The sequence below is a fragment of the Solwaraspora sp. WMMD406 genome, from assembly GCF_029626025.1.
GTDB lineage: Bacteria > Actinomycetota > Actinomycetes > Mycobacteriales > Micromonosporaceae > Micromonospora_E.
Map to the genome: position 1 here is coordinate 489,431 of NZ_JARUBF010000001.1, position 24,595 is coordinate 514,025.

18 protein-coding genes and 1 pseudogene are annotated in these 24,595 nt (G+C 71.6%); 12 read left to right on the top strand and 7 right to left on the bottom strand.

The window, feature by feature from the left end:
• Nucleotides 1-21 precede the first annotated feature (21 nt).
• Nucleotides 22-1,194, bottom strand: a complete 1,173-nt coding sequence (locus O7632_RS02100; protein ID WP_278110953.1) for a hypothetical protein — start codon at nucleotides 1,192-1,194, stop codon at nucleotides 22-24.
• 122 nt (nucleotides 1,195-1,316) lie between these two features.
• On the opposite strand from O7632_RS02100, the gene O7632_RS02105 reads away from it, so the two are divergent.
• The 3 genes from O7632_RS02105 to O7632_RS02115 all read left to right on the top strand — a co-directional run bounded on the left by O7632_RS02105 (nucleotide 1,317) and on the right by O7632_RS02115 (nucleotide 3,656).
• The gene (locus tag O7632_RS02105; protein ID WP_278110955.1) at nucleotides 1,317-1,817 is read left to right on the top strand and encodes a TrkA C-terminal domain-containing protein; all 501 of its coding nucleotides are present in this window, start codon (nucleotides 1,317-1,319) and stop codon (nucleotides 1,815-1,817) included.
• A 7-nt stretch (nucleotides 1,818-1,824) separates the two neighbouring features.
• Entirely contained in the window at nucleotides 1,825-3,048 is a 1,224-nt protein-coding gene (locus O7632_RS02110) for a cation:proton antiporter (protein ID WP_278110956.1), read from the top strand.
• Nucleotides 3,049-3,224: 176 nt separating this feature from the next.
• Nucleotides 3,225-3,656, top strand: a complete 432-nt coding sequence (locus O7632_RS02115; protein WP_278110957.1) for a hypothetical protein — start codon at nucleotides 3,225-3,227, stop codon at nucleotides 3,654-3,656.
• A gap of 23 nt (nucleotides 3,657-3,679) precedes the next feature.
• Here O7632_RS02115 and O7632_RS02120 read toward each other — a convergent pair whose 3' ends face one another.
• A complete protein-coding gene (locus tag O7632_RS02120; RefSeq protein ID WP_278110959.1) occupies nucleotides 3,680-4,336 on the bottom strand; it encodes a TetR/AcrR family transcriptional regulator in 657 nt (218 codons plus the stop codon).
• Nucleotides 4,337-4,410: 74 nt separating this feature from the next.
• Between O7632_RS02120 and O7632_RS02125 the strand changes: the two genes are divergently transcribed.
• Nucleotides 4,411-6,720, top strand: coding sequence for an MMPL family transporter (locus O7632_RS02125; protein ID WP_278110961.1), 2,310 nt, complete (start codon nucleotides 4,411-4,413; stop codon nucleotides 6,718-6,720).
• An 86-nt stretch (nucleotides 6,721-6,806) separates the two neighbouring features.
• On the opposite strand, the pseudogene O7632_RS02130 reads toward O7632_RS02125, so the two are convergent.
• The 4 genes and pseudogenes from O7632_RS02130 to dnaK all read right to left on the bottom strand — a co-directional run.
• Nucleotides 6,807-7,250, bottom strand: a pseudogene (locus tag O7632_RS02130) (MerR family transcriptional regulator); the annotation flags it as partial.
• Nucleotides 7,235-8,455 (bottom strand): molecular chaperone DnaJ, encoded by a 1,221-nt coding sequence (gene dnaJ / locus O7632_RS02135; protein WP_278110965.1) that lies wholly within the window; start codon nucleotides 8,453-8,455, stop codon nucleotides 7,235-7,237. The gene dnaJ and the pseudogene O7632_RS02130, both read right to left, overlap by 16 nt.
• Before the next feature lie 160 nt (nucleotides 8,456-8,615).
• Entirely contained in the window at nucleotides 8,616-9,644 is a 1,029-nt protein-coding gene (gene grpE, locus O7632_RS02140; RefSeq protein WP_278110968.1) for a nucleotide exchange factor GrpE, read from the bottom strand.
• A 94-nt stretch (nucleotides 9,645-9,738) separates the two neighbouring features.
• The gene (dnaK, locus tag O7632_RS02145; protein ID WP_278110970.1) at nucleotides 9,739-11,649 is read right to left on the bottom strand and encodes a molecular chaperone DnaK; all 1,911 of its coding nucleotides are present in this window, start codon (nucleotides 11,647-11,649) and stop codon (nucleotides 9,739-9,741) included.
• A gap of 333 nt (nucleotides 11,650-11,982) precedes the next feature.
• Between dnaK and O7632_RS02150 the strand changes: the two genes are divergently transcribed.
• From O7632_RS02150 to O7632_RS02160, 3 genes are all read left to right on the top strand, one after another.
• Nucleotides 11,983-13,698, top strand: coding sequence for an ABC transporter (locus O7632_RS02150; RefSeq protein WP_278110972.1), 1,716 nt, complete (start codon nucleotides 11,983-11,985; stop codon nucleotides 13,696-13,698).
• Nucleotides 13,695-15,401, top strand: a complete 1,707-nt coding sequence (locus tag O7632_RS02155) for a GTPase (RefSeq protein WP_278110974.1) — start codon at nucleotides 13,695-13,697, stop codon at nucleotides 15,399-15,401. Before O7632_RS02150 ends, O7632_RS02155 begins: the two co-directional genes overlap by 4 nt.
• 97 nt (nucleotides 15,402-15,498) lie before the next feature.
• Nucleotides 15,499-16,725, top strand: coding sequence for a hypothetical protein (locus O7632_RS02160; protein WP_278110976.1), 1,227 nt, complete (start codon nucleotides 15,499-15,501; stop codon nucleotides 16,723-16,725).
• A gap of 138 nt (nucleotides 16,726-16,863) precedes the next feature.
• Here O7632_RS02160 and O7632_RS02165 read toward each other — a convergent pair whose 3' ends face one another.
• On the bottom strand, nucleotides 16,864-17,544 hold the full coding sequence (locus O7632_RS02165; RefSeq protein ID WP_278110978.1) for a hypothetical protein: 681 nt from the start codon (nucleotides 17,542-17,544) through the stop codon (nucleotides 16,864-16,866).
• A gap of 475 nt (nucleotides 17,545-18,019) precedes the next feature.
• On the opposite strand from O7632_RS02165, the gene pdhA reads away from it, so the two are divergent.
• The 5 genes from pdhA (at nucleotide 18,020) to O7632_RS02190 (ending at nucleotide 24,534) form a co-directional block, all read left to right on the top strand.
• On the top strand, nucleotides 18,020-19,198 hold the full coding sequence (gene pdhA, locus O7632_RS02170) for a pyruvate dehydrogenase (acetyl-transferring) E1 component subunit alpha (protein WP_278110980.1): 1,179 nt from the start codon (nucleotides 18,020-18,022) through the stop codon (nucleotides 19,196-19,198).
• Entirely contained in the window at nucleotides 19,195-20,184 is a 990-nt protein-coding gene (locus tag O7632_RS02175) for an alpha-ketoacid dehydrogenase subunit beta (protein ID WP_278119773.1), read from the top strand. The genes pdhA and O7632_RS02175 overlap by 4 nt, the downstream gene beginning before the upstream one ends.
• A gap of 5 nt (nucleotides 20,185-20,189) precedes the next feature.
• Nucleotides 20,190-21,701, top strand: a complete 1,512-nt coding sequence (locus O7632_RS02180) for a 2-oxo acid dehydrogenase subunit E2 (RefSeq protein WP_278110982.1) — start codon at nucleotides 20,190-20,192, stop codon at nucleotides 21,699-21,701.
• Between the two features lie 263 nt (nucleotides 21,702-21,964).
• Nucleotides 21,965-22,102, top strand: a complete 138-nt coding sequence (locus O7632_RS02185; protein WP_278110984.1) for a hypothetical protein — start codon at nucleotides 21,965-21,967, stop codon at nucleotides 22,100-22,102.
• A gap of 350 nt (nucleotides 22,103-22,452) precedes the next feature.
• Nucleotides 22,453-24,534: a hypothetical protein gene (locus tag O7632_RS02190; protein WP_278110986.1), complete on the top strand. Its 2,082-nt coding sequence runs from the start codon at nucleotides 22,453-22,455 to the stop codon at nucleotides 24,532-24,534.
• The last annotated feature ends 61 nt before the right edge of the window (nucleotides 24,535-24,595 follow it).

Consider the following 24,595-nt stretch of genomic DNA (forward strand, 5'->3'; position numbering starts at 1 on the left):
CGAGTCCCCCGCCCGAACCCGTCAGGACGGCTGCCAGGACACCTCCACCCAGCCATCACGGGTCGGCTGCTCCGGACTCAGCAACACCGCGCCATCGGCGCGTGCCGCCTGCACCGTCCCGTCCCAGGACCGGGTCAGGTAGGCATCCCGCACCGGCCAGTCGACCGGCTCGTACCGACCGTTTTTGATCACCCCGGTGCCGCCGGGTGTGGTGGCCAGCAGCCGACCGCCGTCGATCGGCAACACCGAGATCACGTCCGCCGGCAGATCGGCGACGGTGACCAGTTCCAGCTGTACACCGTTGACCCGCCACAGCACCGGCGGTTCGCCCGGCACCCGCTCACCGATCAACCACCGCTCGCCCGATGGCGCGGTCCGCACGACGTACCGACGGATCCGCTCCGGCTCGGCGATGGTGATCACCGAGGTCTGCCACTGCCAGCCACTCACCTGGCTCTCGACCGACCCGTCCGGTGCCAACCGCACCGCCACCCCCACCGCGCCGAACGCGACGTGCAGCCGACCCTCGTGCATCCCGGCGGCGGTCACCTTGTCACCGATGTGCCCGACGGTCTGCACCACCGGGATCGGCGGCTGCGGCGCCAACGGGACCATTCCCTGCTCGGTCACCTCGACGACCCGCGCCACGGGATCGGTCTGGCAGCACACCTGGTACGGCCCGTCCACACTGGCGAACTCCGGCGGCATCGACCCCTCCGGGCCGGTGGTCGACCGGGTGAAGCTCACGCCACCGTCGAGCGACCGGTACCAAGCGGCGTCGGTGGACAGCACCAGGCTGCCGTAGCCGGCCTGCATCGACGGCGACCCCTCGCCCGGCGCCGGAAGTTCCCGCTGCTCCCAGGACTCGCCGGCGTCGAAGGTGACGAAGAGCAGCGGTGGGCAGGGGACCGGATCGCCCGCGTCCAGCGACCGGGTGCAGCCGGGGAACAGCGCGTACCCCAGCCGGGCGTTGTCGAACTCGATGAGCGGCGGGTCGTAGTAGGCCGGCGCCGGCACCCGCATCGGTCGCACCTCGACGGCAATCGGCACCTCGATCGGCGCCACCTCGGTCGGGGGCGACGGACGCTCCGGTGGGGGCCGGCGGATGTCGCCGATCGAGCAGCCGGTGGTCAGCACCGCCACCACGGCTACCGCCGCGACGAGCAGCCCGGCCAGTTCGGTCCGTCCCCGCATCCGTCCCCGCATCCGTCCCCCGCCTTCCACCGCCCTGGGCCGTCCCCTCGGGTGGGACCCGGCGATTCCATCCAGTGCACCAGACGACGCCACCCGATGCTTACCGGCGTACCGTGACCGATGTGCGAGCCCGTGTGGAACAAGTGGCCCTCCCCGGCATCGGGGTACGCCACGACCTGCTGACCGAGTCCGGCCGACGGATCGGTGTGGTGAGTCACCGGTCAGGCCGACGCGACCTGGTGCTCTACGATCCCGACGATCCCGACGCGTCCGACGCCGACATTCCGCTGACCGACGCCGAGGCCGAGGCGCTCGCCGACATCCTGGGCGCGTCGCTGATGCTGGGACAGCTGGCCGGACTCCGTGACCAGGCCGCCGGGCTGCTGACCGAGCAGCTGATGATCACCGCTGGTTCGCCGTACGTCGGCCGGACCCTGGGCGACACGAAGACCCGGACCCGGACCGGTGCCTCGATCGTCGCGGTGCTGCGCGACCGCGAGGTGCTGGCATCACCGAACCCGTCGTTCCGGTTCGCCGCCGGAGACGTGGTGGTGGTCGTCGGCACCCGTGGCGGCCTTGACGGGGTCAGCGGGATCCTCGCCAACGACGATCCAGACGGCTGACCCGGCGATGCACGACAGCGCCCTGCTACTGATCGAACTCGGCGCGCTCCTGCTGCTGCTGGGCCTGCTCAGTCGGCTCAGCCGCCGCTATGGCCTGTCGCCCATTCCGCTCTATCTGCTCGCCGGCCTGATGTTCGGGCACGGCGGGCTGCTGCCGTTGCACGACATCCAGGAGTTCTTCGCCATCGGCGCGGAGATCGGCGTGGTGCTACTGCTGGTGATGCTGGGGTTGGAATACTCCGCCAGCGAACTCGTCGGCAATCTGCGCCGTGCGGCTCCGGCCGGTCTGATCGACGCGCTGCTCAACGCCCTGCCCGGGGCGGCGTTCGCGTTGCTGCTCGGCTGGGGGCCGATCGCCGCCGTGGCGCTGGCCGGGATCACCTGGATCTCGTCGTCTGGTGTGATCGCCAAGATGCTCGGTGATCTGGGCCGGCTCGGTAACCGGGAGACTCCGGTGATCCTGTCGATCCTGGTGGTCGAGGACCTGGCGATGGCGTTCTATCTGCCGGTGCTCAGCGCCGTGCTGATCGGGGCGGGACTGGCCGCCGGTGGGATCGCGGTGGCGATAGCGGTGACGGCGGTCGCCGTGGTGCTGGTGGTGGCGATCCGGTTCGGCCACGTCATCTCGGCGATGTTCTCGGTACGCGATCCGGAGGCGCTGCTGCTCGGCGTACTCGGGTTGACCCTGCTGGTCGCCGGGATCGCCGCGAAACTGCAGGTCTCCGCCGCGGTCGGCGCGTTCCTGGTCGGGATCGCGATATCCGGTCCGGTGGCGCACAACGCGACCGAGCTGCTGACCCCGTTGCGCGACGTCTTCGCCGCCGTCTTCTTCGTGTTCTTCGGGCTGGTCACCGACCCACGCGACATCCCACCGGTGCTGCTGCCGGCGTTGGGCCTGGCGGTGGCGACGATGGCGACCAAGGTGCTGACCGGTTACCTGGCCGCCCGCCGGGCCGGGATCGCCGAGCCCGGACGTTGGCGGACCGGGCTGGCGTTGACGCCGCGCGGCGAGTTCTCCATCGTGATCGCCGGTCTGGCGGTGGCCAGCTCGGCCGTGGAGCCGGCGCTCGCCCCGCTCGCCACCGCGTACGTGTTGATCACGGTCGTGACCGGGCCGGTGCTGGCCAGGATCACCGACACCGGCTGGTTCAAACGGCGGATCCGGCGTCGGCGGCCACCCGCCGGGGTCGGTCCGGTCGAGCCGGCCCGGCCGGCGACGGTCACCGATTGACGGCCGCTGCCAGCGATCATCACCGATAGGCAGAAGATCAACACGTATCGGTCTCACGAATGGCACGTCCAGGGCCTTCCGCCATCACCCTCTGACACGTTACCGTGGCGCGGCAGTAGGTAGTGAAGGCCCGGGGCCGGCAGCGGCCCGATGGCCGCGAACGGGAGGTCACCCCGTTGAGCGTGCAAGAGTCGGCGTTTCGCGGCTTCGCCAATCCGGTGGACCCGTCGCCTGCCGAACTACGCGCCTGGGCCTACCAGCCAGACTCGGTGCCGTTGCAGTCGATGCCGCAGGACTGGGATCTGCTCGTCTCCGGTGATCGCCTGATCGCCACCCTGTTCGACCTGGCCATGGACCGGTCCTGCCCGGCCCGCCGGTTCGCGCTGCACTGTCTCTACATCTACGCCGCCGACGGCATCCGGACCAACTTCCGCGCGCACCCCAAGCGCCGGCTGCGCAAACTGGTCGAGCAGGCCGAGCAGTACGGTGACGAGCTGATGGTCACCTGGGCGCACAACACCCGGGTGCTGCTCGCCAAGCCGGACCTGTTCGACTACCACGACTGGTGTGAGGGCGGCCTGGTTCGCAAGTCCCGCCGACTGGGCTGAGTCCGCACCTCCCGCCGCCGGGGCTATCGGTCGGCGCGCGGACCGCCGACGGCGGCGAGCCCGTCGACCACCACGTCCATGCCCCGACGCAGTTCGGTCAGCAGTCGGTCCCGATCGGCCAGGATCGCCTCCTGCGGCTCGGGTAGGTCGGCGAAGAGTTGCATGATCACCGCGACCAGCGCGCCGACGAAGGCACCGACCATGGCCGCTGCGGTGATCTCGTCCAGTTCGTCGGGAAATGCCTCGTGCAGTCCTCTGGCCAGCTCGGTCTGGCCGCCGAGCAGCATCCGCAGCGCGTACCCCTGCAGCCCGGGGTTGCCCAGGATCAGTCGGGTACGGAGCGGGGCCAGCCGGGTGAACAGCTCGGAGGTGAAGGTGCCGGTGGCCAGGATCCGCTGAGCGGTCCGGACCAGCACGTCCACCGGCCGGTCGTCGGGCAACCGGCGACGGATCTCCTCCTGGGCAATCCGTAGCCGTTCGGCGTTGTCGACGAACAGCACCTCCTCCTTGGTACGGAAGTAGCTGAAGAAGGTGCGGGTCGAGACGTCGGCCGCGGCGGCGATCTCGGCCACTGTGGTCTCGTCGTAGCCCTTGCGGCTGAACAGCTCCGCCGCCGCGTCGATCAACGCGGCGCGGGTGCGCTCCTTCTTTCGCTCCCGCAGTCCTGGTCCGGTCGACATGTGACCCACCATAGGCGCAAGACAGATTACTTCACTCGTTGCAATTTTACATCCGATGCAGTCATGCTAGGGACATGGAACGGACACTGGAACGGCTCGGCCGCGCCTGCGCGGCTCGGCCCTGGCACACGATCGCCGCCTGGGTGCTCTTCGCCGCCGCCCTCGCCGCCGCCGGGCAACTCGCCGGCGGCAGCTTCGCCAACGACTTCCGGGTCCCCGGCACGGAATCGCAGCGGGCCGCCGACCTGATCCAGCGACACTTCCCCGAGTACGGCGCGGAAAGCGCCGAGATCGTCTGGCACGCCGCCGACGGCGATCTGCGCCAGCCACGACGCGCCGACGCGATCGCCGAGATGGTCGCCGCCATCCGCGCCCAACCGCACGTCACCGATGTCGGCAACCCGCTGCCGGACGCCGACGCACCCGGCAGCGGTGGCCTGATCAGCCCGGACGGACGGACCGCGACCAGCACCGTGCGCTACGACCGGCACGCCGGCGACCTCGGTCCTCAGGCGTACCAGCGGCTGGACCAGGCAGCGGCCACGGCCCGGGCCGCCGGAATCGACGTCGACTTCCGTGGCCTCGTCGTCGACGTGGCCTTCGAGCCCACCACCAGCACCGCCGAACTGGTCGGACTCGGCGCCGCCGCGTTGGTCCTGCTCCTGTCGTTCGGCTCGGTGGTCGCCGCCGGCCTGCCGATCCTGGTCGCCCTGGTCGGTCTGGCCTGCGGCACCGCGCTGGTGCTGATCGCCGCGATCGCGGTCGACATCCCCACCGCCGCACCGATCGTGGCGGTGATGCTGGGGCTGGGGGCCGGGATCGACTACGCGCTGTTCGTGGTGACCCGGTTCCGGGCCGCGCTCGCCGATCAGGCCACCGAGGGCGGCCCGGCGACCGACAGCGGCCCGGCGACCGACAGCGGCCCGGCGACCGACCCGGTGCGGGCCGCCGGCCGGGCCACCGCCACCGCCGGCCACGCCGTCCTGTTCGCCGGCGGAACCGTGGTGGTGGCGATCCTCGGGCTGCTCTTCACCGGCATCCCGTTCGTCGGGGCGATGGGCCTAGCCGGGGCCTTGACCGTCGCCGCCACCATGGCCGCCGCGCTGACCCTGCTGCCGGCGGTGCTCGGCCTGCTCGGCCACCGGGTCGACCGGGGTCGGATCCGCCGCAACCGCCGAGCTCGGATCCGCCGCCACCGCCGCGCCGCCGAACCGGGTGCGGCTACCCGCGTGGGCACGGCCACTGACGCTGGCGCCGCCGAGCGCACCTGGTGGCCCCGGTGGGGACGGCACGTGGAACGGCACCGGCTCGGCTACGCGCTCGGCGCGACGCTGCTCCTGCTGGCCGTCGCCGCGCCGGTGCTCACCCTACGGCTCGGTACGCCGGACGACGGCAACCAGCCCGCCGGATGGCCCCAGCGGCAGGCGTACGACCGGATCGCCGCCGAATTCGGGCCCGGCTGGAACGGTCCGCTGGTGCTGGCCGTACCGATGCCGCCCGGCCGGTCACCGGCGGAGTCGGCGGCGATGCTCGACGAGCTGACCGGGCGACTCGCCGCCGATCCGGCGGTCGATCTGGTGACGGACCCGCAGACCAGCCCGGACCGGGCCGTCGCACTGGTCACCGTCATCCCCCGGTACGCCCCGCAGGATCAACGGGTCGCCGACCTGGTGCACCGGATCCGGGCCGACCTGGCCCCGGCGGCACTGGCCGGACACGGCACCGAGGCGCTGATCGCCGGCACCACGGCTTTCATGATCGACATCGCCGAGGCGGTCGCCGACCGACTGCCCTGGGTGGTGCTGGCGGTGATCCTGGCCGCCGGGCTGCTCCTGGTCGCCATGTTCCGGGCACCGGTGATCGCGGTGAAGGCGGCGGTGATGTCGCTGCTCTCCGTCGCCACCGCGTACGGGGTGCTGGTCGTGGTCTTCCAGTGGGGTTGGGGACTCGGGCTGATCGGCGTCGACCAACCGGTCCCGATCATGTCGGTGGTGCCGATGCTGCTGTTCGCCATCCTCTTCGGACTGTCGATGGACTACGAGGTGTTTCTGCTCTCCGCCATCCGGGAGCACTACCTGCGGACGGGTCGGGCCGGCGACGCGGTGGTGGCAGGACTGGCCGGCACCGGCCGGGTGATCACCGCGGCGGCGACGATCATGGCGGTGGTGTTCCTGAGCTTCGTGTGGATCGACGACACGCTCGTCAAGATGATCGGCATCGGGTTGGCGACCGCCGTGATCATCGACGCCACGGTGATCCGGGTGGTGCTCGCTCCGGCGGTGCTCAGCCTGTTGGGCAGACGCGCCTGGTGGCCGGCACCGGCCCCGGAAGTGACGCCGAGGGACCCCCAGTCGACGGACGTGACGTCGGTTGTTCGGCTGTGACGTCGGCTATTCGGCGGTGACGTCGGCTATTCGGCGGTGCGGCCGGTCGGCTCGGCCGGTCCTGCGGACCGGCCGGGTCGCTCACCGCGCTGCGGCCGCTCGCCACGCTGCGGCCGCCATACCACCAAAGCGGTCGACGTCCGGGTGGTCGGCACCAGGTCCCGACGCGGGTACGGGCCGATCGCCTCCAACTCGGCGATCCGCTGGTACGCGGCGGTCAGCTCGGCCTCCAGCGCGTCGACCCGACGCTGCAGATCACCGACGAACTGTTCCAGGCCGATGATCCGCTTGATCCCCGCGAGGTTGACCCCGTCGTCCTGGCTGAGCCGCTGCACCTCGCGCAGCAACACCACGTCCCGCACGCTGTACCGCCGACCGCCACCAGCGGCCCGTCCGGCCTGCACCAGGCCCAACCGGTCGTACTGGCGCAGCGTCTGCGGGTGCATGCCGGCCATCCGCGCGGCCACCGAGATGATCAGGACCTTGGCGTCGGAGGCGGCCTCGAAGGAGATCGTCAGCTCTTCGTCCACCCTCGCTCACCTCCTGTCGGTTCCTCGTTACGACGCAGTCGACTGTCGATCCGTTCCCGGTCGGCGCCGGGGGTGTGTTCCGCGAAGGTCCGCAACGCGGCCTGGGCGGCCTCATCCACAGTAGCCGGTATCACGACCTCGACGGTGACCAGAAGATCACCGTTGGTCCCGTCCCGACGGGTCACGCCCTTGCCCCGGGCCCGCAACGTACGGCCACTCGGCGTACCGGGCTGAACCCGCAACGTAACCGAGCCGTCCAGCGTGGGAACCTTGAGGTCGGTACCGAGCACGGCCTCGGCGAAGGTGATCGGCACGGTCAGCGTCAGGTCGTCGCCGACCCGGCCGAACAGCTCGTCGTTGCGGACCTTGACCAGGACGTACAGGTCACCCGCCGGGCCGCCCCGGTCACCTGGCTCACCCCGGCCGGCCAGCCGGATCCGCTGCCCGTCGGAGACGCCGGCGGGAAACCGTACGTTGAGCGTCCTGGTCTTGGTGACGCCGCCGGAGCCGAGGCACTCGGGGCACTTCTCGTCGACGATGGTGCCCACGCCCTGGCAGTCCCGGCACGGCTCGGAAAAGCTGAACGAACCCTGGTTGCGGGTGGTCAGCCCGGATCCCGAGCACGTCGGGCAGGTACGCGGGGTGGTGCCTGGTTTGGCCCCGTTTCCGTGGCAGGTGTCGCAAACGCCGGGTGCCCGCAGGCTCAGCGGCAGCGTGGTGCCCCGGACGGCCGAGCCGAAGTCCAGCACGACCTCGGCTTCGACGTCGCGCCCCCGGGCCGGCCCCCGGGTACGCGTACCTCCGGCGCCTCCGGAGAAGATCGAGCTGAAGATGTCGGAGAAGCCGGCACCGCCGAAGCGCCGGTCTCCGGCCGTCTGGCCACCCGCGCCGCTGAAGCCGCCGCCGAACAGGTCGGACGGGTCGAAGCCAGGACCGCCCGCGCGGGCCCCCCGACGGAACGCTCCCGAGCCGAACAGCGAGCGCATCTCGTCGTACTCTTTGCGCTTGCGGTCGTCGGCCAGCACGTTGTACGCCTCGGAGACGGCCTTGAACCGCTCCTCCGACGCCGAGTTGCCGGGGTTGTGGTCGGGGTGCAGCTCGCGGGCGAGTTTGCGGTAAGCCTTTTTGATCTCGTCGGCGGAGGCCGACTTGGACACCCCGAGTACGGCGTAGAAGTCCTTTTCCAGCCAGTCCTTCGAACTCACCCGGTCCTCCTCCCGTACGTACCCGCTGTGCCGCTGTCCCGGCGGCCGGTGCCGCTGTCCCGGCGGCCGGTGCCACCACCGCAGCGGCGGAACGCGTCGTGCGTTCCGCCGCTGGGCGTGCCGATCGATGCCCGGACGGTCGTCGTGCCGACAGCCGGGGTCATTCCGGGTCGGCGACGGCGACCAGGGCCGCCCGGAGCAGCCGGTCCCCGAGCAGGTAGCCCCGCCGCATCACGTCGACGCAGGTGGGCTCGGAGACGTCAGCGGAGGTGAGATGCGCGACCGCTTCGTGCCGGGTCGGATCGAACGCGTCGCCCTTGTCGCCGAACGGCGTCAGCCCGAACTTGCCAAGGGCCGCGCTGAGCTGCTCGGCCACGGTGCCGAACGGCCCGACCAGGTCGCCGTGTTCGCGGGCCCGGTCCAGGTCGTCGAGGATCGGCAGCAGGGCGGCGAGGACGGCGGCGGTGGCCTGCTCGGTCGCCAGACCCTTGTCCCGGTCGACCCGTTTGCGATAGTTGGCGTACTCGGCGCTGACCCGCTGCAGATCCCGGGTCCGTTCGTCGAGTTCGCCGCGCAGCGCCTGCAGTTCGGCTCCGAGCGCCCCGGGCGCGGCGGTCGGCTCGGCCGCCGACGCCGCGTCCGGTTCCGCCGCCGGTTCCAGCACCTCGCCGTCGAGGACCGGCTCGTCGACCACCGCGTCGTCCGAGGCGGCGGGCTCGGTCGCCGCCCGTGGGGCCTCGGGTTGGCCGCTGTCGACCGCGCCGGTGTCGGCGGTGTCGGTCCGGCCGGCCGGCGCGGTCTGGCCGGCGTCGGTCTGACCAGCCTGGTCGGGCTGGTCGGCCGGGCCGGCCGACGCGGCGGACGGGCTGCTCCCGTTCTCCGCCTTGACCTGCTCGTCGGCGTGGCTGCCGTTGGCTTGCGCGCTCACACGCTCCTCCTCCGGGCTCGTCCGGGCGTGCCGCCCGGCGGGCCGATGGTCGGTGGAAGCCGCCCCGTCCACCGGTTCCGCCGCCGCGTGCCGGGCGTTGCGGGTGCGGGTCCCGGTCGGGTCGATCCGACGTCGGTCCCGGATGACCAGGCGTTCGGCGGCCGACCCCTCGGCCGGACCGTCCGGTGCCGCGCCATCCGGTGCCGACCCGGAGCTGCCCACCGGGCGGCCCGGGCCGGCGACTCGCGGCTTGTCTGTCATGTGGCCACCTCGCTCCGTCCGGTGGAGCGAGGGCAGATCGCGTCCGGGAGCGTCGTCCCGGTCGGGTGATCGCCCCGCGGGTGGGATCCTCGATTCACTTCTTGTCGTCCTCGACGATCTCCGCGTCGACCACGTCGTCGGGACCACCGGTGGAACCGGCCGCGCCAGCACCGGTCGCCCCGGCTCCGGCCGCACCCGGACCGGCGGCACCCGGACCACCCGCACCACCCGGCTGACCCTGGTCGGCGGCCTGCTGCGCGTAGAGCGCCGAACCAGCCTGCTGGGAAACCTGGGCCAACTTCTCGTGCGCCGACTTGATCTTCTCGATGTCGCTGCCGGCCAGCGCACCGCGCAGCTCGCCGAGGGCCTCGTTCATCTGGTCGCGCGAGTCCGACGACAGCTTGTCGCCGCTCTCGGCCAGGAACTTCTCGGTCTGCCACTGCAGCTGCTCGGCCAGGTTGCGGGTCTCCGCCTCTTCCCGGCGCCGCTTGTCCTCGTCGGCGTGGTCCTGGGCGTCGCGCATCATCCGCTCGATGTCGTCCTTCGGCAGCGCCGAGCCGCCGGTGATCGTCATCGACTGCTCCTTGCCGGTGCCCAGGTCCTTGGCGTTGACGTGGACGATGCCGTTGGCGTCGATGTCGAAGGTGACCTCGACCTGCGGCACGCCGCGCGGCGCTGGCGGCAGCCCGGTCAGCTCGAAGGTGCCGAGCTTCTTGTTGTAGGCGGCGATGTCCCGCTCGCCCTGGAAGACCTGGATCAGCACGGACGGCTGGTTGTCGTCGGCCGTGGTGAAGACTTCGGAGCGCTTGGTCGGGATAGTGGTGTTGCGTTCGATCAGCTTGGTGAAGATGCCGCCCTTGGTCTCGATGCCCAGGCTCAGCGGGGTCACGTCGAGCAGCAGGACGTCCTTGACCTCGCCCTTGAGCACGCCGGCCTGCAGCGCCGCGCCGACCGCTACGACCTCGTCGGGGTTGACGCCCTTGTTGGGCTCTCGGCCGGTGAGCTGCTTGACCAGCTCGGAGACGGCCGGCATCCGGGTGGAGCCGCCGACCAGGATCACGTGGTCGACGTCGGCGAGCTTGACCCCGGCGTCCTTGATGGCCTGCTCGAACGGACCCTTGCAGCGGTCCAGCAGGTCCTGGGTCATCCGCTGGAACTCGGCCCGGGTCAGGGTCACGTCCAGGTGCAGCGGCGCCGACGGCGCCCCGTCGGAGCCGGCCGGGCCGGCCGTGATGTACGGCAGGTTGATGCTGGTCGTGGTGGCCGCCGACAGCTCGATCTTGGCCTTTTCGGCGGCCTCGCGCAGCCGCTGCATGGCCATCTTGTCCTGGGCCAGGTCGACGCCGTGCTGGCCCCGGAAGGTCTTCACCAGGTGGTCGATGATCCGCTGGTCCCAGTCGTCGCCACCGAGCAGGTTGTCACCGCTGGTGGACTTGACTTCGATCACGCCTTCGCCGAGCTCGAGCAGGGAGACGTCGAAGGTGCCGCCGCCGAGGTCGAAGACCAGGACGGTCTGCTCCTTGGAGCCCTTGTCCAGGCCGTACGCCAGGGCTGCGGCGGTCGGCTCGTTGACGATCCGCAGCACGTTGAACCCGGCGATCTCGCCGGCCTCCTTGGTGGCCTGGCGCTGGGCGTCGTTGAAGTACGCCGGAACGGTGATCACCGCGTCGGTGATCCGCTCGCCGAGGTAGGCCTCGGCGTCGCGCTTGAGCTTCATCAGGGTACGGGCGGAGATCTCCTGCGGCGTGTACTTCTTGCCGTCGATGTCGACGGTCCAATTGGTGCCGACCTCCCGCTTGACCGACCGGATGGTCCGGTCCGGGTTGGTCACCGCCTGCCGCTTGGCGACCTCACCGACGAGCACCTCGCCGTTACGGGCGAACGCGACGATGGAAGGAGTGGTCCGGGAACCTTCCGCGTTGGCGATGACGGTAGGCTCACCACCCTCCAGCACACTGACGCAGGAGTTCGTCGTGCCCAGGTCGATACCGACCGCACGTGCCATAGTCGCTTCCTCGCTTCGTTCCTAGAGCAGGTGCCGGGGCACCGCCCCGCCGTACACCCACCTCAAGTTGAGTGGACTTGACTCAATACTGCCACGATCGCGCACGTCGTCAAGTCAGGTTGAGTCTCGCTGACGCAACCACCCCTTCCAACAGCACCGATACTCACTGTCGAACCAACCGTCACCAGCCACGCCGGGCCGGTTCAGGTTGTTTGTCATGCATAGATCAGGCACGCTTTACCCGTGACCACGCAGGGCGGACCGGCCGCGCCCAGCTCCGGCGCACCGGGACTTCCCGCTGCGCTCCTTCAACTACGCTCCGCAATCGCGGGCATGACATATCCATTGGTCCTACCCTCCGCCGAGGAGGCCCGCGAGGTGGGAGCCGGCCTGGTCACCCAACTCGACGACTACCTGCTGCCCCGGCTGACCCGACTCGACGCGCCCCTGCTGGTGGTGGTCGGCGGCTCCACCGGCGCCGGCAAGTCGACCCTGGTCAACAGCCTGGTCCAGGCGCGGGTCAGCGCGACCGGCGTACTGCGACCGACCACCCGGTCCCCGGTGCTGGTCAGCCACCCAGCGGACGCCGCCTGGTTCCGGCAGGGCGACCTGCTACCCGGGCTTACCCGCACCACCGGTCCGACCACCGCACCGGACGCCCTGCAGTTGGTCGCCGCGCCCGCCCTGCCACCCGGACTCGCGTTCCTCGACGCGCCGGACATCGACTCAGTCGTCGACGCCAACCGGGCGCTCGCCGTACAGCTGCTCGCCGCCGCCGACCTGTGGCTGTTCGTGACCACGGCGGCCCGCTACGCCGACGCCGTCCCCTGGCAGCTGCTGCAGACCGCACAACTGCGCGGCACCATGCTCGCGCTCGTACTCGACCGCGTCCCTCCGGACGCGATCGACGAGATCGTCGCCCACCTGCGCGAGATGCTCGCCGAACACGACCTCGCCGAGGTGCCGATCTTCGTCGTACCCGAGACCGCCGTCGACGGGCAGGGACTGCTGCCGGAACCGGCGACCGCGCCGCTGCGGGAGTGGTTCGGCCAGCTGGCCGGCGACGCGGCGGCCCGCGCGGCGGTCGTCCGGCAGACTCTCGACGGCGCGCTCGCCGCGCTCGCCCCGGCGGTGGCCGGTCTGGCCGCCGCCACCGACGACCAGCTCGACGCGGCCCGAGCTCTCGCCGACCGGGCACGCGCGGCGTACCGCAGCGCCGCCCGCAACGCCGAACAGGCCGTCGGAGACGGCCGGTTGCTGCGCGGCGAGGTCCTCGGCCGCTGGCAGGACTTCGTCGGTACGGGTGACCTGTTCCGCTCGCTGGAGGCCCGGGTCGGGCGGATCCGGGACCGGATCGTCAGCACCGTCACCGGCCGCCCCGCCCCCGCCAACCAACTCCGCTCGGCGATCGAATCCCAACTGGTCACCCTGATCCGGGGCACCGCCGTCGAAGCCGCCGAGGCGGCGTACCTGGGCTGGCAGGCCCACCCGGCCGGTGCCGCGCTGCTCACCTCCGAGCTCAACCGACCCGCCGACGACCTACCCGAACGGGCCGAACGACTGGTCCGCGACTGGCAACGCGACGTACTCGACCTGGTCCGGACCGAAGCCGGCGACAAACGGTTCGTCGCCCGCACCGCCGCGTACGCGGTGAACGCCACCGGACTCGCGGTCATGATCGCCGTCTTCGCGTCGACCGCCTTCATCCCCACCGGCCTGGAGGTCGCCGCCGCCGGCGGCACCACCGTCGCCGCCCAGAAGGTCCTCGAAGCGATCTTCGGTGACCAGGCCATCCGCAGCCTGGCCAACCGCTCCCGCGACGGTCTGCTGCAGCGGATCCGAGCGCTGCTCGACGAGGAAGCCGGCCGCTATCTGCAGCGGATCAGCGCGGCCGGCATCGCCCCGGAAGCGATCAGCAGCGGCCTCACCGACCCCGGCGACCGGCTACGGGCCGCCGCCGAGCAGGTCGAACAGGCGCGCACCGCCGCCGGCCTGACCAGCGGTACGCCGTACCGGCTGCCGGGCACCATGCCGGGAGCCGTCGCGTGACCGGGTTCCTGGGCCGGCTACGCGACGCGGTCCGCCACCGGGACCGGGTCGACGCCGACCGGTTGGCCGCCCGCCTCGACGCGCTCGGTCAGTTCCTGCGGGCGGTCGACGGGCGGGTCCCCGACGACCGGCTCGGTGCGGCCCGCACCCTGGTGGAACGGGCCGGGGTACGGCTCAAGCTGTCCCGGGAACACACAGTGGTGGCGTTGGCCGGCGCCACCGGCAGCGGCAAGTCGAGCATCTTCAACGCCCTCGCCCGGATGGATCTCTCCCCGGTCGGGGTACGCCGGCCGACGACCGGGGCCGCGCATGCCTGCGTGTGGGGACCGATCGACGGGGCGGCCGACCTGCTGGACTGGGTCGGGGTGCTGCCCCGGCACCGGTTCGTCCGGGAGAGTGCCCTGGACGGTCCCGACGAGGCTGCCCTGCACGGGCTGGTGCTGCTGGACCTGCCGGACTTCGACTCGGTCGAACACTCCCACCGGTTGGAGGTCGACCGGCTGCTCGGCCTGGTCGACCTGGTCGTCTGGGTGGTCGATCCGCAGAAGTACGCCGACCGGGTGGTGCACCGCGGCTACCTGCGTGAGTTCCACCGCAACCGGGAGGTGACCGTGGTGGTGCTCAACCAGGCCGACCGGCTGACCGCCACTGAACTGCCCCGGCTGGTGGCGGACCTGCGGCGGCTGCTCGACGACGACGGGCTCGGCGGCGTCCCGGTGCTACCCACCTCGGCGCTGGTCCCGGCCGCCCTGGCCGACCTGCGGACGTTGCTGGAGCAGACGGTGACCGAGCGGCAGGCGGCGCTGCGGCGGCTCGCCGGCGACCTGGACGCCGTCGCCGACGGACTGGCCGACGTGATCGGTCCGGCGGTCCGGGCCGAGGAGGAGATCAGCCGGAGCGGTCTGCGACGGCTCACCGCCGCGCTGGCCGGCGCGGCCGGGGTGCCGACCGTCGCCGAAGCGGTCGAATCGGCCTACCGGCACCGGGCCGTGAGCGCCACCGGCTGGCCGCTGACCCGGGCCTGGCGCAAGCTGCGCCCGGACCCGCTGCACCAACTCCATCTGCTCGGCGGTCGGCACCGCCGCGACGAACTCCCCGGCACGGCTGGCGAGACGACCTCACCACCGATGACATCGCTGCCGGAGCCGACCGCCGCGCAACGCGCGGCGGTCGACCTCGCCGTCCGAGGACTCGCCGAGCAGGCCGGTAGCCGGCTGCCGACCCCGTGGCCGGTGGCGGTCGCGGCGGCCGCCCGGTCGCAGGCCGGCGAGTTGCCCGACGCCCTGGACCGGGTGGTCGGCGGGACGGATCTCGGGTTGGCCGACCGGCCGTTGTGGTGGCGGGTGGTGGGGGCGCTGCAGTGGCTGGTCACCGTGACCGCCGCCGTCGGATTGGGCTGGCTGGTCGTCGGATTCGTGATCCGCTTGCTGGGGCTGCCGGCGCTGGACTATCCGACGGTCGGCGTCGTCCCGGTGCCGACCGTACTGCTGGTCGGCGGGCTGCTCGGCGGGGTGCTGCTGGCGGGGTTGACGCGGCCGGTGACCGGCTGGGCGGCCCGACGCGCCCGGCGTCGGGCCGAGGAGCGGTTGAACGCCGCCGTCGCCGCCGTCGCCGGCCGGCACGTGGTGGAACCGGTCCGGGCGGTGCTCGATTCGTACACCGAGGCACGAACCGCGATGGGCCACATCCGGGCGGATGACTGACCGGCGGCTGACCGGCGGACCGGCAAGCCCGGTAGGCGTGGCCGACATGTAACGCGCTGGTGATGCCGCTCGGGGTCCGGCGGCGTAGGGTCGATTCATGGCCACGCCTGAGACCCCCTACGACGCGGTGCTCGCCGCCGCCCGTGACGTGACCAAGCTGGAATGCGCCCTCGATGCCGAGATGCTCGGCGCCGCTTTGCTGGGCAGCGTCTACGCCGTCGCCGAGACCGATCGGACAGTTGCCGTCCGGGAGTTCGTCACCGGCTTCCTCTCGGCCACCTCACGGCGACGCAGCGCGGCCGCCACCACCATCCGTACCATCTTCTCCCGGCTGGTGCCGGATGCCGCCGGCGCCGCCGGCATCAAGATCGGAACCACCGCGCCGCCGTGGTCCCGGCTGCTGGGTCAGGTGCGGTTGACCGGCAGCTACGCCTACGGCGACGTGTACGGCGACCAGACCTCCTACCTGGCGACCTTCGCCTACGACGACGCTGTCGTCGGAGGGCCGGAACACGCCGTCGTCGCGCTGGTCGACCACAACATCGGCATCGCCAAGGACGTCTTCGTCGGCGGCCCGGCCGAGCGGATTCTGGGACAGGTTCGCCAGATGTGCGCCAACGACGAGCTGACCTGGTTCCGGGAGGAGGATCCCGGTACCTTGCGCGGCGAGGTGACCCGCCATCTGGCCATCACCGACGGACTCGGGCAACTCCCCAGCGAGGGATCGTTGGCGACCGACCGTGCCCTGGTGGGCGTACGGTTGGCGATCCTGCCCCAGCCGGCGACAACCGTGTCGGAACCGGCGGTCGAGCCGCTGCCGGCCGAGGAGCGGACAGTCCTGGTCCGGGAGTTTCTGGCCTCGCCGGAGGCGGCCCGGTTCGGGCTCGACCCGGCCAGCGCCACGGATCTGGCGTCGTTGCATTTCTGTCTGAGTTTGGTGCTCGACCACTCAGCGAGCCTCCTGGACCCGGATCCGATGCGGTGGAGCCCTGCCGTGGCCGGCATGTTCCTGCTCGACTGGGTGCACCGTCGCGCCGTGCTGGACATCGACGACGCGGCGATGTTGCCGGGGGTGGTCCGGGGATGGGCAGCGTACGCCGGTCGTCGACGCGGCCTGCCGACGGCCGCCATCGAGCAGACCGACACCGCCATCGACGAAATGGTGCCGGAGTTCGTCCGTCTCTACACCACCGGTGAACGACGCAGCCCGGCCACCGCGGCCGTGGCCCAGCTCCTCGCCGACGGCGTCGACGTCAACGACCCGCAGGCGCTGGACGCCTGGATCGAGGCCAACCGGCAGCGGCTGGCCGACGACCAGAGCTGACCTCGCTCATACCAGGCCGCCCGCCGCCCGCCGAATCCCGCATCGGCCTGCGCGGCGCTGCGCCGCCCGGCAGCACCGCCGGGCGGCGTCGTCGGACGGACGGCGATGCGGGCGCCGTCTGACCCGGCCGTGCCGGGGTCAGACCGCCGGGCGGACCAGCGCGGGGTGCGGCGTCGGAGCGGGCCGTGACCAGCTGGTGCGGTCCGGGATCGGAGTCGGAGTCGGGCACACGGTGGGATCGGTACCGACCTCAGGATCGGCCACCTCCGGGTCCGCCACCTCCGGGTCCGCCACCTCCGGGTCCGCCACCTCCGGGTCCGCCACCTCAGGATCGGTGCTGGGCGGTGGGGCATCCGGCGACGGGGTGGTGTCAGGAATCGGAGATGTGGTGTCCGGGGACGTCGGCCCGGGGCTCGGTACGGAGGGGTGCACGTCCGTGGGTGACGATGGCGCCGGCCGCCCGACGCGGGGTGGCGTGGCGTGATCCGGACTGCTCGGTCCGCCCGCCCGTACCGGGTGCGGGTCGCCCGACCACGACGGATCGTCGCCGTCGATGTCGCCAGCGGCGGGAGATCCGGGACCAGCGGTCGGTGTCGGATCGTCAGGGAGCACGATGACCGGCCCGCCGTACGGCTGGCTGAGGAACGGTATGGAGCCTCGGGCGCGCCCGTTCTCGGCGACGGTGGCCGAACCGGCGCCAATGGTGGCGAGCATCGGGAGCGAGGCGGTGAGGACGAGCAGCGCGACGATCAGCGCGAAACGTCGACTCGGTCCACTCACCCCGGCGAACCGGGCTGATCCGTCCTGCGGCAGCGGCACGGCTCGACTCCTCGTCGTCGCAGCGATCCGATCCCGGACGGGGCCGACATGGCAGGCGGCTCGAGCCGGACACTACATATCGTGGATCAGTGACAGTTAGTTTTCCAGTCCGGCACGAATTGTGACCAGAACCGGACGGATGAAGTGGACTCGGCCAATCGCAGCGGCAGGTTACAACTTCCGCGTAACGCGGACATCGCGGCAGCTTGTCCAGACCGACCTATGACGCCCCTCACCTCCTCTGCGAATATGGACCAGACGGCGCCGTCGGCGCGCCTCCGCCTCCACCGCGGCGGGCGGGTCCCGACGTCGTACCTCCCGGTCCGGGTCCAGCCAGAATCCGGCCCGTGCCGCGCGGCAACCCTGACCCGGGCCAGGCGCGGCGAGAGGACCTGCTCCGGCAGCAGCCGGCAGGCAGGACGAGCTGCGCGGTCGGGACACCCCCGCTGCCACGCACACACGATGGGAGAGACGGATGGCGAAAGGTGACCGCGGGACCACGACCCGCGGCAGACCGGCCACGGCCCGGCGGCGGACCGCGAGCGGTGCCGCCGACCCGGCGCTGGTGCAGCTGCTCACCCCGGACGGGGAACGCATCGAACGGGTCACCGGACCGGACGGTACGGAGTACACCGTCGACTTCACCGACGAGGACTACCGCGGCCTCTACCGTGACCTCGTGGTCGTGCGGAAGCTGGACGCCGAAGCCACCGCCCTGCAACGCCAGGGCGAGCTGGGCATCTGGGCGAGCCTGCTCGGCCAGGAGGCGGCCCAGGTCGGTTCCGGCCGGGCGCTCCGGCCACAGGACATGGCCTTCCCCACCTATCGTGAACATGGCGTGCTCTACTGCCGGGGGATCGACCCGATCATGCCGCTGGGCCTGTTCCGCGGCGTCGACCAGGGTGGTTGGGATCCCAACGAGTTCAAGTTCAACATGTACACGATCGTCATCGGCGCCCAGACCCTGCACGCCACCGGCTACGCCATGGGCATCACGATGGACGGCAAGACCGGCGGCGACGACGGCGAGGCGGTGATCGCCTACTTCGGCGACGGCGCGTCGGCCCAGGGCGACGTCAACGAGGCGTTCGTGTGGTCCAGCGTGTTCAACGCGCCGGTGGTCTTCTTCTGCCAGAACAACCAGTACGCGATCTCCGAGCCGCTCGAGCGGCAGACCCGGATCCCGCTCTACCAGCGCTCGGCCGGCTTCGGCTTCCCCGGCGTACGGGTAGACGGCAACGACGTACTGGCGACCTACGCGGTGACCCGCGCGGCGCTGGACAACGCCCGGCACGGCCAGGGTCCGACACTGATCGAGGCCTATACGTACCGGATGGGCGCGCACACCACCTCGGACGATCCGACTCGTTACCGGATCGCCAGCGAAGTGGAGGCCTGGCAGGCCAAGGATCCGATCGCCCGGGTCCGCGCCTTCCTGACCAAGCAGCAGATCGCCGACTCCGACTTCTTCGCAGAGGTCGACGCGCAGGCCCAGCGGGACGCGGTACACCTGCGGGAGCGGGTGCTCGACATGCCCGATCCGCAGCCGAGCACCCTGTTCGACCACGTCTACGCGCACGGTTCACCGCTGTTGGACGCCGAACGTGTCCAGTTCGAGCGCTACCAGGCGTCGTTCGAGGGAGGGGCGCACTGATGGCCGAGACACTGACCCTGGGCAAGGCGTTGAACGTCGGGCTGCGCCGCGCGTTGGACGACGACGGCAAGGTCATCATCATGGGCGAGGACGTCGGCAAGCTCGGCGGCGTCTTCCGGATCACCGACGGACTGCAGAAGGACTTCGGCGAGGACCGGGTCATCGACACCCCGCTGGCCGAGTCGGGCATCATCGGTACGGCGGTCGGGTTGGCCATCCGTGGCTACCGTCCGGTCTGCGAGATCCAGTTCGACGGCTTCGTCTACCCCGCGTACGACCAGATCGTCTCGCAGGTGGCGAAGATGCACTACCGGTCACGCGGCAAGGTGAAGCTGCCGATCGTGATCCGGATCCCGTTCGGCGGCGGGATCGGCGCGGTGGAGCACCACTCGGAGTCGCCGGAGGCCTACTTTTCGCACACCGCCGGTCTGAAGGTCGTCGCCTGCGCGTCGCCTCAGGACGCCTACACGATGATCCAGCAGGCGATCATTTCCGACGATCCGATCATCTTCCTGGAGCCCAAGCGGCGGTACTGGGAGAAGGCTCCGGTCGAACTGGAGGCCCCGCTGGGTACGGCGTACCCGCTGCACGCCGCCCGTACGGTCCGAGCCGGCAGTGACGCGACGGTGCTGGCGTACGGCCCGATGGTGCGCACCGCGTTGGACGCGGCGACCGCTGCCGCCGAGGAGGGCCGGGAGCTGGAGGTGATCGACCTTCGCTCGTTGTCGCCGCTCGATCTGGACCCGGCCTACGAGTCGGTACGGCGTACCGGTCGCTGTGTGGTCGTGCACGAGGCACCGTCCAACCTCGGGCTCGGTTCGGAGATCGCCGCGCGGATCACCGAGGAGTGCTTCTACTCGTTGGAGGCACCGGTGCTGCGGGTGGCCGGGTTCAACACGCCGTACCCGGCGGCCCGGTTGGAGGAGGAGTACCTGCCGGACCTGGATCGGGTGCTCGACGCCGTCGATCGTGCGTTCGGTTGGTGAGCGCGATGTCACGGATCAAGCAGTTCGACCTGCCGGACCTGGGGGAAGGGCTGACCGAGGGCGAGATCCTGAAGTGGCTCGTCTCGGTCGGCGAGACGATCGAGTTGAACCAGCCGATCGTCGAGGTGGAGACCGCGAAGGCGGCGGTGGAGATTCCCGCCAAATGGGGTGGCCAGGTACAGGCGATCTTCCATCCGGAGGGCGCGACGGTCGAGGTGGGCACCGCGATCATCGCCATCGACACCGACCCGGGGGCGGGAGCGCTGCCACCGGCCGACTCGGCACCGGGGACCGAATCAACGGGCGATCGAGAGATTCCGCCCGCCGACGGTGCGATCGAGCCCGGACTGATCGGCGGCCCTGCCCCGGGCGGGCGGACGGCGGTGCTGGTCGGCTACGGTCCGCGCACGACGGTGGCGAAACGTCGTCCACGCCGTACCGAAGGCGCAGGCTCAGGCCCGGGGCCGGCGTCCGGACCGTCCATGGCCACGCCGCCGGGACCACGGGTTCCGGCGTCCGCCGGCGTACCGGAGCCGGTGGATCCACGTGGAGAATCCAGCACGGCGTCCCCTGTCCCGGTCACCGCTAACCCAACGCCCGCGCCGTCGGTCGGGGCGAAGGTGCTGGCCAAGCCGCCGGTCCGCAAGCTCGCCCGGGATCTCGGCGTCGACCTGGTCGCGGTCACCGGCACCGGCCCGCTCGGCGCGATCACCCGCGACGACGTACTGCGCGCGAGTCAGGACGAGACGGTCGCGGCCTCGCCATCGGCGGGACCGGACGACGGTACGGCCGGCGTCGGAGTCTCGTCGTTCGGGCCGGATCGGGAACGACGCGTCCCGGTCAAGGGCGTGCGGAAGTTGACCGCCGAGAACATGGTGGCCTCGGCGTTCAGCGCGCCGCACGTGACCGAGTTCCTGACCGTCGACCTGACCCGGTCGGTCAAGGCGTTGGATCGGTTGCGGGCTCAGCCGCAATGGCGTGAGCTGCGGGTTTCGCCCCTGTTGATGGTCGCCAAGGCAGTACTGCTCGCGGTACACCGGCATCCGATGGTCAATTCGACGTGGGCCGGCGACGAGATCGTCGTCAAGGACTACGTCAATCTCGGTATCGCGGCGGCCACCGAGCGTGGGCTCATCGTGCCGAACATCAAGGACGCCGGACGGCTGTCGCTGCTCCAGCTGGCCGAAGCCATGACGGAGTTGGTCCGTACCGCGAAGGCTGGTCGGACCGCGCCGGCGGACATGACCGGCGGCACCATCACGATCACCAACGTCGGCGTGTTCGGAGTGGACACTGGTACGCCGATCCTGCCGCCCGGCGAGTCGGCGATCCTGGCCGTCGGCGCCATCCGGAAGGCACCCTGGGTGCACAAAGAGAAGATTCGGGTACGCCAGGTCGCCACGCTGGCGCTCTCGTTCGATCACCGGATCATCGATGGCGAGCTCGGCTCGGCGTTCCTGCGCGACATCGGTGCCTTCCTGACCGATCCCGAGGCGACGTTGCTCGCCTGGACCTGACGACATCCCACCGTTGTTGACCGCGTCCCGCGACGGACACCCGGCAACAGCGACCGACGGCGTCGCTCCGATGACTCGGAGCGACGCCGTTCTGCGTGGTGACCTAATAAACCCCGGCCCTAGTGGATCGCAACCGTTTTTTCTTCAGACAGTGTCGGGTCTCACCTTCGAATCGTTGGCAATCCGGCTCGTGGGTGGGCTTCAATAAATGCGGAGACACGAGGCCGCCCCGGCCTGCCACCAGATCCACAGGAGATCCCGCTATGTCTATGATCAACCGAATTCGCCGACACCGGGAAGCCGCCCGCCGTACCCGCGCCCTCGAACGGGCGCTGCGGTCGACCGACTCGCCCGCCGTCCGCGACGAGATCCGCGCCATCGCCCAGCGTTACTACCGCTGACCGCGTACGTCTGACGGCGGCCGGCCGGCCCGTCGGCCCGGCGACCGCCCGCCTTCGCCCATCCATGTCCCCCAGACACCACCGCCACTTCATCGGCACCGGGATTCCTCGGTTCCCGCGCGGCCCGGTACGGTGGTTCGGTCGCCGTTCAGTCGACTCGACGCGTTGCGGACCAGACTTGGTCAGCAGGCGGCCGGTCGCCGGGCCGGCGTCCTACGCTGCCCGGCCAGACGACAACCGATCATCGAGGTCGGGGAGTTCGCCCGGTCGGATCAGCTGGCGTCACTGGTCACCAGACCAATGGCACCGGCCCGCACCGGCACAGCTGACATGTCATGGAGGAGGCGCACATGACGTCCGAGGGCACGCAGCATCCCGGCCAGGAGCCGGAGGAGGCGGGCGTCGGCGGACCGGCGCCCTACGGTAGCCAGCGGCAACGCGGCGAGCAGGTGCCCGGCGACGACCACGGCCCGGGCCACCCAGTCGGCCAGTGGGCCCCGCCGGTCGGCGGCGGCTGGAATCCAGGATCGAGTGATCACCCGGCCCAACCGGGCCGGCCCGGCCACCAGAGCCACCACGCGGCCCCGCCTCCGTACCCGCCGCCGCCCGGCGGCGGATTCCCGGCTGGCCCACCGGCGGAGCCGACCCACCGGGCCCCTGGTGAACTCGGCTGGAGCCCACCTCCGGCGATCCCGCCGGCCGAGCCGTGGTCGCCCCAGCAGGCATGGCGGACCGAGCCGGATCGGCCCACACCACCCAGCCAGCCCGAGCCAGCGTCATTCCCGCCCGGTCCCCCGCCGCCACGCTTCGGACCGGCGGGCGGATTCGAGCCGGCCAACCGTTTCGGCACCACACCGCCGGAACCCCAGCAGCCGGCCGCGCCGGCGGACGCTCCCCGCCACGGGGCCGCCGAGACCCCGCGACCCGGTGCCGCCCTGCCGTTCAACCCCGCCGGGCCGACCCCACTGCCACCGCAAGAGGTACGCGTGCCCGGAGCCTCGCTCGCGGCCGCCCTCGGCGGTTCACCGGTGCCGCCACCACCGCAGCAACCGCCACCACCCGCCGCAGCGCAGCTGCCTCCGTCGGCACAGCGGCACGTGCCACCGCCGCACCAGCAACCCGCGCCCGTGCCCGTGCCACAGCAGCCTTCGGCCGTACCGCAACAGCGGACGCCGGCCCGCGACGAGCCGCCGGCCGACCAACGGGCCTCGTTCCCGGCGGCGCAGCGGGCAGCCGGAGACGGCCCTGGCGGAGAGGCCGCCGGCGGGCCGGTGCGGCCGGTCACCGCGATCGCCTCCGTTCCCACCGGCAACCGCGTCTCCCCACCGCCGGACCAAGCCGCGGTGGCGGCCGGTCGTCCGCCAGCGCGCCCCCGGGTGTACGGCCGACCGGTCGACCCGGAAGCCGCCGAGCCGGCCGCGCCAGCCGGCCCGGCCGGACCCGACCGGCAAGGGAGTGGTTTCCCACCCAACGGCGTCGCCTTCACCCCGCCCGGCTCGCCGGTCTCCCCGGCCGAGCACGGCAGGCCGGACCCCCTGCCGGCCCGCCCCGGCCAGACCGGACAGGCACCGCCAGCCGCCACCGGGCCGTTCGGACCCCGCCCGCCGGCCGACGCCGGACGGCAGGCACCCGGTCCGGACGCCGCGCAACTCGCACTACCGCACCTGAGCGCCGGCGCGCACATCCAGCCGACCAGTCCGGCTGACGCCGTTCGCGGTTACCGCCAGTCCGGTGCCGCACCCTACGGCGACCTGTTGGACGAGGGCGCGCCTGACGCGCCACACCGGCACAACGGCTCTGACCTGGGCATGTCCGGTCGGACCGCCGGCTTCCCGCCGCCGGAGCCACCAGCCCAGCAACCGACCAGCCATCCGGGCGTGGGGTACTCTCCGGCAGCCGCGCCGCGCCCAGCCGGTGTCCCACACGCCGCCGCCAGTGCCGCTCCGGCGGATGCCGGCCAATGGGCCCCGGACGAGCAGGAGCAGAACCGGTTCGACGCGTTCCGGCCGGACGCGCCCGCACCGGCGGAGGCGGAGGCCAAACCCGAACCGACGCCTCAGGTCCGCAACGGACGGGTGCTGCTCGCGGTCCTCGGTGCCGCCGTGCTCCTGGTAGCGATCCCGTTGTCCCTGGTCTGGCTGATCACCCGCCCGCCGGGGGAGCCGGCCTTCAACCCGGCCGTCGGGGAGTGTGTCAAGCAGTCCGGCAACACGGCGCAGCCGGCGGACTGCGCCGAGCCGAACGCGTTCGAGGTCATCGCAAAGGTCCAGCAGGTCGATCAGTGCGCGGATCCCGCCGCGCCACACATCGAGATGCCGGGCGAGTCCGGTCGGGAACAGGTACTCTGCCTGCGAGCCGCAGCCGGCGCGAATCCCGCTGGCGATCCCGAGGCCGAACCGAGCGCGGAGGCCAGCACCGAAACCACCGGCTAGGACACGCCTGCCGAGCCTGCCGGCTTTCGGGCCTGCCGGCTATCGGGCCTGTACGGTCTCG